Source organism: Chryseobacterium shigense, assembly GCF_014207845.1.
Classification (GTDB): domain Bacteria; phylum Bacteroidota; class Bacteroidia; order Flavobacteriales; family Weeksellaceae; genus Chryseobacterium; species Chryseobacterium shigense_A.
On sequence record NZ_JACHLC010000001.1, the window covers coordinates 1759239 to 1771923 of the forward strand.

General features: G+C 38.3%; 9 protein-coding genes. 3 read left to right on the forward strand and 6 right to left on the reverse strand.

Annotated features, from left to right (window positions below):
* Positions 1-2: 2 nt before the first annotated feature.
* Complete coding sequence (locus tag HNP36_RS08110; RefSeq protein ID WP_184158627.1) at positions 3-1865, reverse strand: DUF262 domain-containing protein; 1863 nt, start codon at positions 1863-1865, stop codon at positions 3-5.
* 286 nt (positions 1866-2151) lie between these two features.
* Here HNP36_RS08110 and HNP36_RS08115 point away from each other — a divergent pair, with 286 nt between their 5' ends.
* The 3 genes from HNP36_RS08115 (at position 2152) to HNP36_RS08125 (ending at position 6317) form a co-directional block, all read left to right on the forward strand.
* Positions 2152-4491: a TonB-dependent receptor gene (locus tag HNP36_RS08115; protein WP_184158624.1), complete on the forward strand. Its 2340-nt coding sequence runs from the start codon at positions 2152-2154 to the stop codon at positions 4489-4491.
* A 3-nt stretch (positions 4492-4494) separates the two neighbouring features.
* Entirely contained in the window at positions 4495-5310 is an 816-nt protein-coding gene (locus tag HNP36_RS08120; protein WP_184158622.1) for a DUF4249 domain-containing protein, read from the forward strand.
* A 347-nt stretch (positions 5311-5657) separates the two neighbouring features.
* The gene (locus tag HNP36_RS08125) at positions 5658-6317 is read left to right on the forward strand and encodes a hypothetical protein (RefSeq protein ID WP_184158620.1); all 660 of its coding nucleotides are present in this window, start codon (positions 5658-5660) and stop codon (positions 6315-6317) included.
* A gap of 59 nt (positions 6318-6376) precedes the next feature.
* Here HNP36_RS08125 and HNP36_RS08130 read toward each other — a convergent pair whose 3' ends face one another.
* The 5 genes from HNP36_RS08130 to HNP36_RS08150 all read right to left on the reverse strand — a co-directional run bounded on the left by HNP36_RS08130 (position 6377) and on the right by HNP36_RS08150 (position 12669).
* On the reverse strand, positions 6377-7939 hold the full coding sequence (locus HNP36_RS08130) for an ABC transporter permease/substrate-binding protein (protein ID WP_184158618.1): 1563 nt from the start codon (positions 7937-7939) through the stop codon (positions 6377-6379).
* Positions 7936-8856, reverse strand: coding sequence for an ABC transporter ATP-binding protein (locus HNP36_RS08135; RefSeq protein WP_184158616.1), 921 nt, complete (start codon positions 8854-8856; stop codon positions 7936-7938). Before HNP36_RS08135 ends, HNP36_RS08130 begins: the two co-directional genes overlap by 4 nt.
* Positions 8857-8865: 9 nt before the next feature.
* Complete coding sequence (gene egtB, locus HNP36_RS08140) at positions 8866-10038, reverse strand: ergothioneine biosynthesis protein EgtB (RefSeq protein ID WP_184158614.1); 1173 nt, start codon at positions 10036-10038, stop codon at positions 8866-8868.
* 197 nt (positions 10039-10235) lie between these two features.
* The gene (egtD, locus tag HNP36_RS08145; protein ID WP_184158612.1) at positions 10236-11219 is read right to left on the reverse strand and encodes an L-histidine N(alpha)-methyltransferase; all 984 of its coding nucleotides are present in this window, start codon (positions 11217-11219) and stop codon (positions 10236-10238) included.
* Positions 11220-11526: 307 nt separating this feature from the next.
* Positions 11527-12669 (reverse strand): 1-acyl-sn-glycerol-3-phosphate acyltransferase, encoded by a 1143-nt coding sequence (locus HNP36_RS08150; RefSeq protein ID WP_184158610.1) that lies wholly within the window; start codon positions 12667-12669, stop codon positions 11527-11529.
* Between the last annotated feature and the right edge of the window lie 16 nt (positions 12670-12685).

A 12685-nucleotide genomic window follows, 5' to 3' on the forward strand; every position in this document is an offset into this window, starting at 1 on the left:
TGTTATTTAAATTTATCTAGTGTGGTATTAATTTTTTCCAAATATGACAGTTTATCAACCACTGTCCAATAAAAAAAGTTTTCAGGCTTGGGAGTATGATATTTCAGAAAGACTCTTTTGGTTTCAATAGGAATGTAGGAACCTTCCTTATCTCTATCAAGTATTTTTGAACGTTTCACATCAAATAATGAATAGCTTAAATGCGAATTGGAATCCTTATCTAATAATGCCAAGTTCATAATTGAATCTCTTTCCAGTAAAAAAGAAAAATCTTTTTCTTCTTCAGAATCCTCTATAACTATAGCTTCTTCAGTTTCTTCTAACAAATTCATCGTCTGAGTATCTATAAATGAAAGCCCGTCTGTATAAATTTTTTCTGAAGATGAAACAATCGCTACAAAATCAATATTGTCAAATTTCCCTCCATTTTCATCATAAAAAGCTATCTGATGATTAACCTCTTTTAAAAGATCAGCAGCTTCTTTATTTGCCGTTTTCTTTTCAATTGATACTTTATTATCACGCAGCCATACTATATAATCTTTTTCTTTAAAATCTTCTGAATTTTGAGCATAAATATGCTCTAAACTCCATTTCTTGGATTTAAAAGAGTCAAATGGAAAACGTGAGCTATTATCTGGAATTGAATAAGTGCTGTCAATATTAACCAAAAGAAGTAATTGAGATATCAATTTATGATGATCCCTATAATATAATTCTTCCACTTTAACTTTCTTAAAATAGCTATAAACTGATTCCTTTAGAAATATATTAAATTCCTTTGTCGATTTTAATAAAAAAGCATCCACTAAATTGGATACAGGAAAATTTAAAGTAATGAGAAATCCAATAAAATGGTAGTAATAATGGTTATTAAACCATTCATCAAAAATTTCAATTCTGGATTTAATTTTATCCCATTCGTATTCAATAAGGGAATAATTCTTATCTGTAAGATCCTTAATGAGCTCTTTATCCTGTTTTGCCTTTTTTATTTTGTCATAAAAATACCGGAAAGATGCATATGTATTTGAACTCATACCTTCAGGTGACAGTAATTCTAAGATATAATCTATTCTTGTTTCGTAGCTTTTATTGGACTGAAGAACAAAATACCAAAACTTATCATTCCGTAGCTTTTTTTCCAGCTGATCCCATTCAAAAGCTATTCTGTTCTGAAGTAAATTAAGTACTTCAGGTTCCCGCTCCTGAAACCCAATCTTCATATTGTCCTTGCTTAAAAAAACTGCTTTCACAAGCTCTGAATTTGTTAAAGCTATTTTACCAACATTAATTCTTGTGAAAACATCTACCGCATTGGTATTTTCCAGTATCTCATACCATATAAATTCAATTCTGTTACCAAAAGCCGTCTGAAGATCGCTGGGAAGAGAAGATTTGTTATCTATTTGTTTCGTAAGCCATGTGTCTATTATCATATAAGCTTGGCTGATGTAATAATAGTCTGGATTAGAATCATTAATTTCGGTAGAAATTTGCTGTAAAAAAGTCTCACTATCAGTTCTTGTCTGATAAGATAAAGAATATGTTTTTAATAACGTATTATATCTCTTTATGCAATTAAGTAGAATGAAAATAGTTGTCAGCCGCTGTTGTCCGTCCAGAACCTCATATCTTTCATCCTGCATCTTTTTTACCACAATAGGCTGAAGACAGTATTTTTCGCCTTTTGTGATATAAATAAAATCATACAGATCTTCCAGTAAATCTGTTATCTGGTCTTTATCCCACCTGTATCCTCTCTGATAGGATGGTATATAGAAGTTGTAGACAGGTTTACCATCTTCCTGTTTCAGTAAATCCCCTACAAGAATGGGATGGAGCTTATTTTCCTTTATTGTCATAGTTATTTGTTTCAAAAACAATTATACTAAAAATCTTTAATTCCTGTTTACGGGAAAACGTAATTTTAAATAAAATTATAAAACAGACTTCATCACTCATCTGAGAATATTTTTTCCATTTTCAGTAATATCATTCCACTTTTTCCGTTTCATGGTAAACTAAAGACCATTTTGCCTCATACTAAAATTTTCATCCGTCTACATTTTCTGTTCTGCGGCCAGCTTAACATCAATCTCTTTAAACATATTATTTGACAAATTTTTACTCCATTAAAATTTAAACTCAATGCAAAAATTGTTTGTTAAAACTGCTGTCACGGCGGCTGTCCTCTGTTTCAGTTCCATGGCTCTGGCGCAGCAGAAATACTCGGTAAGCGGTACTGTGAAAGATCACAAAAACGGTGAACTGTTGATCGGGGTTACTGTAAAAGTAAGTGAAGATCCGTCTGTATCTGTTGTGGCCAATGAATATGGCTTTTACTCATTGTCACTTCCTGAGGGAAATTATACGCTGATCGTTTCCTATCCCGGCTATCGTGATTTTGAATATCCTATAAAAGTAGAACAGAATACAAAGCTCGATCTTCCTCTCGATCAGGAAGAAAAAGGGGATGAAAAAGTAGGAGCAATTGATGAGGTTGTTATTTCAGGGACTAAAAAAGATAAAAACCTTAGCACGGCCCAAATGGGATCTGAAACCTTAAATATCAAGAATATTGAAAAACTGCCGGTTTTATTCGGGGAAAAAGATGTCATGAAAACCATCCAGCTTTTGCCGGGAATTAAAAGCAATGGTGAAGGAAGCAGCGGATTCAGTGTAAGGGGTGGTGCTACAGACCAGAACCTTATTTTATTGGATGAAGCACCTGTTTATAATGCTTCTCACCTGCTTGGATTTTTCAGTACTTTCAACAGTGATGCGCTGAAAGATGCCAGCATTATCAAAGGAAACAGCCCTGCCCAGTACGGAGGCCGGCTTTCTTCCGTAATGGATGTTAAAATGAAGGATGGAAACAACAAAGATTATAATGTAAACGGAGGAATCGGACTGATCAGCAGCAGGCTGAGTGTGGAAGGCCCTATTCAGAAGGAAAAATCTTCATTTATTGTTTCCGGAAGAAGAACGTATGCTGATCTGTTCCTCAAAACTACAGATGATTTTAAAGACAGCAAGCTTTATTTCTATGATCTTAATTTGAAAGCCAATTACCAGATCAATGAAAACAACCGTCTTTACCTCTCCGGATATTTTGGAAGAGATGTGTTGGGCTTAGGCGATACTTTCTCTACAGACTGGGGAAATACGACGGCTACCCTTCGATGGAACAGTATTATCAGCAGTAAATTATTTTCCAATACTTCATTGATTTACAGCAATTACAATTATAAAATCAGCCTCAAAAGCAATGACAATACTTTCGGACTGGATTCCCAGATCGAAGACTGGAATCTCAAGCAGGATTTTACATGGTTTGCCGGGAACAAACATTCCGTACGCTTCGGGCTTCAGTCTATTTATCATACCATTACTCCAAGCAGTGCTTCCGGTACAAGTATAAGCAGCTTTCCGAGAAATCCGAGAAAATCATGGGAGAATGCAGTATATATTAATGATGACTTTAAGGCTACCGATAAACTTACCGTGAATTATGGTTTAAGGCTTTCCACCTTCAGCGTTTTAGGCGGCGACACGTACAATACCTATGAAAATGGTGTTCTTACAGACAGTAGATTTCTGGAAAAAGGAAAATTCGGGAAAACATATTTTAATCTTGAACCGAGAATTTCTGCCAATTACCGGATCAATGAGGTAAGCAGTATCAAAGCGGGATATTCACGTAATACACAGAACCTCCATCTTCTGAGCAACAGCAGCAGCGGAAATCCTACGGACCAGTGGATCGGAAGCAGCTACAGTGTGAAACCGGAAATAGCGGATCAGGTAAGTATGGGGTACAGCAGGAATTTCAATAACAACAATTATGAACTGAATGCTGAAATCTATTACAAATCCATGCAGAACCAGATTGATTTTAAAAACGGTGCACAAATCACATTTGATACTGCTGCAGATGTGGAAAGTGAATTGTTATTCGGTAAAGGAAGAGCCTATGGACTGGAACTGATCGCGAAGAAAAAAAACGGAAGATTAACAGGATGGATCTCCTATACCCTGTCTAAAACAGAAAGAAAAATAAACGGAATTAATGATAATGAGTGGTATAATGCGAGAATGGACAAAACCCACGACCTTTCCATTGTTGCCACTTACGAACTGAATAAAAAATGGTCCGTATCCGGTTTATTCCTTTACAGCACAGGAAATGCAGTTACCTTTCCTACCGCGAAATATGAGCTGAACGGACAAACCATATTCCAGTACAGCAGCAGAAATGCAGACCGTATGCCTGCCTATCACAGAATGGATCTGAGTGCTACCTATGAGCCGGATTCTAAAAAACGTTTCAAAGGATCATGGTCATTCGGGATTTACAATATTTACGGACGTGAAAATGCTTATACCATTACATTCGAGGACAATCCGAACAATCCGGGAACAACACGCGCCATGCAGACTTCACTGTTCCGCTGGGTACCCAACATCACTTATAATTTCAAATTTTAGATCATGAAGAATATTATTTTTATCATATTAGCCCTGTTTTCAGTAACTTCCTGTGAAAAGGAAATAGATATTGACCTGGATGACAGGAGCGGAAACATTGTCATAGAAGGTAATATAACAAACCAGGCCGGACCATATACTGTAAGGATAACAAAGTCTGTGGCATTCACTCAGGCCAATCAGTATCCTGCTGTTACAGGCGCACAGGTCATTTTAAGTGACAATACGGGCCAGACTGAAACTTTACAGTACGTCGGTGACGGAAAATATGTGACTACAGTTTTCACCGGAGTAGCAGGCAGAACGTATACCCTGAAAATACAGGCAGAAGGAAAAGAATATACCGCCCAAAGTACAATGCCACAACCCGTGGAATTTGATGGCCTTACGCAGGATTCCTTTACTTTTGGAGGTGAAACCACGTATACTCTATTGCCTATATTTACAGATCCTGTAGAACTGGGTAACCGTTATCTTTTCAACTTTACGGTTAACAGTATACCGAAAAAAACATTTGAGGTATTTTCTGACAATATCAATAACGGACTGGTGAACCAAAGACCTTTATTTCTTCCCAACGAAGATAATGAGGATGATCCTTCTGACCATAAGGTGGTGCCGGGAGATACTGTTTATGTAGAAATGCAGTCCATCGATAATAATATCTTCACCTATTATTCTGCTTTGCTGCAGATTTCAGGAGATGGCGGGCCTGGCGGAGGAATTACTCCGACCAACCCTCCAAGTAATATCAGTAACGGGGCTTTGGGGTATTTCTCTGCGCATACGATTCAGAAAAGAAGTATTGTGATTCAGTAGGTTATGGTAATAAACTTATATGGCTGCTTTGGGTGACTGAGGCTGCTTTTTTGTTTAACCACCCCGTCAAAAATTCTTTGAATTTTTGCCACCCCTCCAAGGGAGGGGAATGTATCGCCGTTTAAATAGTCTGGATAATAATGGCTTTAAGTTTCTAAGAGAACTTTTCTTTTGAAAATATTTTTAACAGAATAAATAAATTACTAATAATCAACAAATTAAAATCAATACGTATTTCTACTGAAGATTGAATTTGGTTATTTACACGCTAAAATGCGGGGTGTTTTCTTCGTTACTTTGAGTTGTTCAAAACAAAGAATTACAAAATCAACCAAAAAACAAAACCAATGGAAACAATTCAAATTACACAGACTGAGGTGGGTTTCACAGACCCGTTCGAGCGTATTATTTCAACATCAAAAGCGGGAGGAGAATCCAAAGAATCTTATTCTATTGAAGTGGCAGGTGAAGGGCAGCTTACAGGGCTTTCTTATACCGTACCGCCATTTACTCAGGGAAGAATCACTGCTTCTCTTCAGGTATCTGCCATGTCCAGCCAGGATGTAAAAAACCTGAATGACCTGGCCATGAGCATGCTGGATGCCACTTATAAAGAACAGGTTAAAGAGTACGAAAAAACATCTGCAAGTGCCAATCTATCAGTATGGACGTGGTTCTTCGGTGGCGGTGGTGCTTCTGCTTCTTATGAAAAAACCAAAGAATCCATGAAATCCAAAGGGCTTACAGAAGCTCAGATTACTACGTTAATGGATGCATTTCTTGAAAAAGCAAAACAGATGTCTACTGTAAATATTGACTTCTACGTGAATAATTCAGCCAATGATTATGCTGTTTCGGGAGACCTGTATCTGTATACTGTTTCAGGAACTATTAAAACTGAAAAAGGAACGGCACAATACAGAATGCTTGCAGATCAGGCTTCTGCCGGCGGTCCTCCTCCTGCGGGTGGTGGTGCTCCTTCTTCAGGAACAATTAAACTGAACTGATATTAAGTTTATAAGATGATTAGATTCGGGGCGGTTTCACCGCCCGAATCCTAGTTTAATCAATCTGCAAAATATTTTTTCAGATCCGATATGTTTTTTATCTTCAGCTCTTGGGATTGTTTTTTACGCATCATCAGGGCATAGGAATTATTGAATCCAAGCGGTTTCAGCCATTGAATTCCATACTGTTTTTCAAATTCTGAATTGACGTAAGTGTATGTTTTATCTGCGCTTTGAGTTACATTTTCGAGAACCTGCTCCGAAGGTTGTAAAAGCACCAGAAGTCCGGTTCCTGTATATTCGGGATAAAAATCGATTCCGTCATTCATCAGAGCATCAAAACAGATTTTGGTACCTCCCAGCCCTGTTTTTGTCTCTACTTTATAGTCGGTATAGCCTTCAATCAGCATTTTATACATTTCTGTGAGAATATACTGCTCTCCGAAAATTTTTGATCCGATGCGCACTGTTCCGGAATTTCCTTTTCTTGAATTTTTATACAGATCATTTTTAATCAGAAAATCCTTTGCAATTTTTTCCGGTGTCTGGTTGAGGTAATCGGATTTATAATTCAGATCGGTCATAATTGAATCATTGAATTTACCTGCAAGCTTGTTCAACGTTTCTTCCAATCCGGGAAATTTTTCCAGTGTTTTTGTTTTAATGATCGGTGCAGCGTAATAGGGTGGGAATATTTTTTTATCATCATTCAGAACATAGAGATCAAACGCTTTGATCCTGCCATCAGTAGAATATCCGCTGATAAGATCCAGTTCCTTTTCATAGGCTGCCTTGTACATAATGGCATCACTAACAACAACAGGATTTACATTCAGTCCGTAAACAGAGCGTAAACCCAGATCTCCATCTTGCCTTCCCATAAATTCGGGAGTGAAACCTGCTTTAATTGTATTCCGGGAAGCGGAACTGAACAGATAAACCGCACCTACAATCAGCAATATAACTGGAACTATGTATTTCAGTTTCTGAAACAGCTTATATCCTGATTTCTGCACGAGAGCAATCGCCTGATCGAGCAAAATAGCCAGTAACGCAGCAGGAATGGCTCCTGCCAGGATCATATTGGTATTATTTAATGAAATTCCGCCAAAGATAAATTCGCCCAAACCGCCTGCCGCAACAAATGAAGCCAATGTAGCCACTCCAACATTGATAACAGCTGCCGTCCGGATTCCGGCAATAATAACAGGCATAGCGAGAGGAAGCTCAACTTTAAAAAGAAGCTGTCTTCTATTCATTCCCATTGCCTTTGCAGCTTCAATAACGGTAGGGTTTACTTCTGTAATCCCTGTATACGTATTACGGATAATGGGTAAAAGCGCATAAATCAGCAATGCCACAATAGCCGGTTTGGCCCCGATTCCAAAAACAGGGATCATAAAGCCAAGCAGCGCAATACTGGGAATAGTCTGCAAAATACCCGCAGTTCCAAGCACAGAGCTGGAAAGTTTTCTTTTCCTTGCTATGAGTATTCCTAAAGGTACACCAACAATAATCGCCAGAAGTAAGGACAGAAATGTAAGCCCGAGATGCTGTACAATCTGGGTGAGTAATTTTTCCTGCTGCTCAACAATAAACTGCCAAAGACTCTGCTGTGTCATACGATCTGTAATTTTCTGTATTCATTGAAGGTCTTGATCAACTTCTCGTAATATTCTGTATTTTTATGACTGGAACTCAATTTTTGTAAGGCATCCCAGACACTGGTGTTTTCAGTAAAATTCAATTCATTATACAAATTTTCTGAATTTTGGAATGGGTCTACATCTTTCAAAACGGCTGTTTTATATTCCAGTAAAAGCCTGTTTTCGGCAAAAAATTCACTTACAAAGGTATTCTGAGGATGATACAGCATTTCCTTTGGGGTTCCTGTCTGTACAATTTTTCCTTTATCCATAAGGCATATACGGTGACCCAATTCAAAAGCTTCCTGTACATCATGAGTAACCAATATTATAGTTTTATTTTTAAGCTCTTCCAATGATTTAAATTCCGAATGGATGTCAGCTTTGGTGATATTATCCAATGCTCCGAAAGGCTCATCCATCAGCAAAACAGGTGTATTGGCGATCAAAGCTCTTGCAATGCCTACTCTCTGCTGCTGTCCTCCACTCAATTCACCGGGAAACCGGGAAAGAACATCTTCCTGAAGATGAAGTTTTCTGAGCAGTTCATAAGTCCGATTCTCTGTTTTTTTCCTGTCCCATTTCAGCAATTCTGGGACTACAGCAATATTCTGCTTAATGGTATAATGAGGAAATAATCCAGCATGCTGCATCACAAAGCCAATTCCCATCCGCAAATCTTCCGGTTTCTGATCACGGATATTCTTTCCGTCAATGAAGATATTTCCGGAATCTGCTTCTATAAGCCGGTTGATCATTTTAAGAGTAGTCGTTTTACCACAGCCACTGGTTCCCAGTAGCACCAGAATCTCCTGATCATGAGCCTGAAAAGAAATATTATCCACTGCGGGTTTTCCGTTAAAATTCTTTGAAACTGATTCTACTGTAATCATCGGCAAAAATTATTGAGCAAGTCTGATTCCTGTAAACTGCCATTTCAGATTGGTCTGAAAGAAATTCCGGTATGTATTCCTGCTATGTCCGGCCGGTGTTGCTTCTGAAGCCCCACGCAAAACCATCTGATTGACCATGAATTTTCCGTTGTACTCTCCTACCGCCCCGGCTTCTTTTTTAAAACCCGGATAAGGCAGGTAAGCAGAATTGGTCCATTCCCAGCGGTTGCCCCAATTAAAACTATCTGATGCGACTTCCCATTCCGTTTCGGTGGGCAGGCGCATTCCTTTCCATGACGCAAAAGCGGAAGCTTCATAAAAATTGATGTGGCATACTGCATCGTTAAGGTCTATTTCCTGTAAGCCATTCAATGTATAATTCATCCATTCGCCATCTATAAAATGCCAGTACAGCGGGGATTTTGCGTTGTTCTGTTTTACCCAGTCCCAGCCTTCTGCATGCCAGTGCCTGAAATCGGTATATCCGCCGGCTTCCATAAATTCCAGATATTCTCTGTTTGTAACCTGTTGATCTGCAATTTCAAAATCATTGAGGTATACTTTATGCCTTCCCAGCTCATTATCAAAACAGAAACCTTCCCCGTTAAAACCTATTTCATAGACACCTTCGGAAAACCTGATCATTTCAACATTTCCATGATTTTCTTTTTTTGAAACCGCTTCTTTCTTATAAGACGGAAAAAGCGGATTGTGTCCCAGAATGTATTTAATATCCGTAATCAGTAATTCCTGATGCTGCTGTTCATGATTAAAGCCAAGTTCCAATAGTGGTTCAATGGCTTCATTCATATATTGACTCTGAAGAAAAGTTTGCATATGCTCATCGACATATTTCCTGTATTCATAGATATCTGAAACGGAAGGCCGGCTGAGGTTTCCACGGTCTGTGCGGATTACTCTTGCCCCGATGGTTTCGTAATAGCTGTTAAAAACAAAATTATACTGCTCATCGAAAACTTTATAGCCGGACAGATTAGGAATGAGGATGAAAGTTTCAAAAAACCAGGTGGTATGGCCAAGGTGCCACTTGGGTGGGCTTACATCCACGATGGGTTGCACGACATAATCTTCTGTTTCGAGCGGTGAACATATTTCTTCGGAATGTTTTCTGATGTCCATATATTTTTTTACTAAATCCTGTGTGGTGATATTGGGTGTCATATTCTTTGGTTTTGATTTTTGTTTGCAGATTGAGCAGATTTTAATAAATCAATATTTATGTAGGGCTTGCTTGTCTGTGGGGTATTTTTTAACGCAAAGTTTTATCTATTCAGATGTTTTATTTAAGGTAAGCAAAGAGGGCGACTATGTCGCTGATGAAACTTTGGGGCTCGTGATAGTTTTATCTTTTTCTTCTTTTATTCTACCTGCCAGATGACGTCTACAAACCAGTTTTTTGAATCTTTGATTTCCCCTACTCTTTTAAAATCTGATTTTTCTCTTAATTCTTCTATCTTTTCTGCGGAGAACTTCTGGGAAATCTCCATATCGATAAGTTCGCTTTCTTCAAATAAAATACTTTCGTTTCCTATCTTGACTGTTTGCTCTTTTAAACTTACCAGATAGCTTTTGCAGGCTCCGCTTACAGGATCATAAGTTTGATAATGCTGAAACTGTTTCAGATCAAAATCGGCACCGAGCTCCCTGTTGATACGGGTCAGCAGATTGAGGTTAAATGCAGCTGTAATTCCGTTTTTATCGTTATAAGCATTTAAAATGGTATGAGGATTTTTCTTGAGATCGAAGCCAATCAATACCCTATCACCAGAGGACAGATTGCGGTTCAGAGCATGGCAGAAGCTCTCTGCTTCTTCAATATTCATATTTCCGATATTGCTGCCTAAAAATAAAATAACTTTCCTTCTGTGGGACAATGAAGCGGCTTTCTGCAGCATTTGAAAATAATCACCTTCCAGAGCCGATATTTCCAGAGCCGGAAGCTCCCGACCCAGTTTTTCTTTTAATATGGAAAGAATATTACCTGAAATATCGATAGGCATATAAGTGAACTGTACTCCAGTCTCAACAAGATGTTTCAGCAAAAATGTAGATTTCATGGCATCTCCCGCACCCAGTTCAATAAGATCGAACGGCTCATTTTCAGGGTTGATAAGGCGAATGAGATCTGCTGTTTTATTTTTAAAGATATCGAGTTCACATTTTGTAAGATAATATTCAGGCATCACCATGATTTCCTGAAAAAGCCGGTCACCGGTTTTATCGTAAAAGTATTTCGAGGACAGCCTTTTGGGGCTGCTTTTTAGGCCTTTCAGAACATCCGTAAGAAAACTGTCAACATGATGATCCTCAACCTTTGTATGTGGGTTTACCTGTAAATTCATATGTTTTAATTTGTGTGTGGTTCTCAGTTTAATACAACTATCTTGCCGCCTCAACATTAAATTTCCTAAAATATCCTGTGATTTCAGCTTATATAAATATATTAATTTTAAGTTTAGGATAAGAATTAAAAATGCTATCCGGCCGATTGATATTAACTAATAGCGAGTTTTTGACGCAAAGATTGATTTATAAGGCTTCATATTTTAAGAATAGCAAAGGTGGATCAACTTCGTTGACCTGATGAAGCGTTGATATTACCGGATGTTTAATAAGATTGCTAAAAACAGATTGGTTTACTGTAAGATATTATTCCGGGGATTTTTGTTCGGACTTGATCTTATTGATCAAAGGGTTGGCGTACATCGCGAGGAAATATTCTCTGGAAAGGGCATCGGAGGGATCGATACGCATTTCCAGCCTGCGGATGAAGAGTTGTTTTTCCTGTTCTGTATACTGGTCAGCATAGGTACCGGTGTTGTGAAGCAGGTCATATGCTATGTATTTGGTAGGCCAAAGTTTGTAGTTCTGAATGATTGAATCATCAATAATCTGTGCTACAGCCTGAAGCTGTTTGTTTTTGTTTTCAAATTTTACAGCAATATCATCCAGTTCGGTATCTATTACATTTCCTGCGTGCAGGTGAATGCGTTTTTTCTGGCCCAATACCCCGCTGAGCATGGTCATAAAGTCTTCATCTTCACTTTTAACATACTCTTCATCCCTATGCTTGGCCAGTAATTGAGGCATCTTAAGGGAATCTGTAGGATCATATTCATAGGAAATGGAAACAGGAACGATTCTGAGTGTTTTAAAATAATCCGTTAATGACAAATCTCCGGCAGCCATGGCAAGCATTTTCAGAACTCCCTGCTGGGTAGCATCGTTTCCGTCTTTTGTACGGCCTTCACGCTGGGCAATCCAGACAGAGCGTTTTTCATGATGCAGAAGCTCGTCAATATACTCAGACATGATCTGTGAACTTTTGAGCTGCTCACGAAGGGGCAATCCTCTCTGAACTAAAAAATTACGGTTCAGTTTGGCCAGATCATGTAAAAAAGTTTTTTTAACAAGGTTGTCCCCAATGGCCGAAGCTGTCATAATAAGACCGTTTTCCAACAGGACAAGATTGATGAGTGAGGTATCCAATACAATATCCCTGTGATTTGAAATGAAAAGGTATGGTGTCTGCTTATCCAGCTTGTCGAATCCCAAAGTGGTAAGTCCTTCGGAGCTTTTCGCAAGGATCTGGCGAATGGTATGGGCGATAAAATCATGCTGAAAATCGCTTACGGAGTGTATATTTTTAAACTGTTCCCTCCATACCTTTTTATCGGTACCGGGAAAAGTAAAGCCCATCAGCGCATTCATCATAGGATCACGGGAAATTCCCAGTAATGCTTCATTTACCTCGTTATCATAGAAAAACCTGATCTCATCGAACTTTGACATGCAATTATGTTAAATT

Bases quoted from the DNA above. Each gene is read 5' to 3' on its own strand.
- HNP36_RS08115 (WP_184158624.1), top strand. From the start codon at position 2,152: ATGCAAAAATTGTTTGTTAAAACTGCTGTCACGGCGGCTGTCCTCTGT.
- HNP36_RS08130 (WP_184158618.1), bottom strand. From the start codon at position 7,939: ATGACACAGCAGAGTCTTTGGCAGTTTATTGTTGAGCAGCAGGAAAAA.
- HNP36_RS08125 (WP_184158620.1), top strand. From the start codon at position 5,658: ATGGAAACAATTCAAATTACACAGACTGAGGTGGGTTTCACAGACCCG.
- HNP36_RS08110 (WP_184158627.1), bottom strand. From the start codon at position 1,865: ATGACAATAAAGGAAAATAAGCTCCATCCCATTCTTGTAGGGGATTTA.
- HNP36_RS08120 (WP_184158622.1), top strand. From the start codon at position 4,495: ATGAAGAATATTATTTTTATCATATTAGCCCTGTTTTCAGTAACTTCC.
- HNP36_RS08150 (WP_184158610.1), bottom strand. From the start codon at position 12,669: ATGTCAAAGTTCGATGAGATCAGGTTTTTCTATGATAACGAGGTAAAT.
- egtD (WP_184158612.1), bottom strand. From the start codon at position 11,219: ATGAATTTACAGGTAAACCCACATACAAAGGTTGAGGATCATCATGTT.
- egtB (WP_184158614.1), bottom strand. From the start codon at position 10,038: ATGACACCCAATATCACCACACAGGATTTAGTAAAAAAATATATGGAC.
- HNP36_RS08135 (WP_184158616.1), bottom strand. From the start codon at position 8,856: ATGATTACAGTAGAATCAGTTTCAAAGAATTTTAACGGAAAACCCGCA.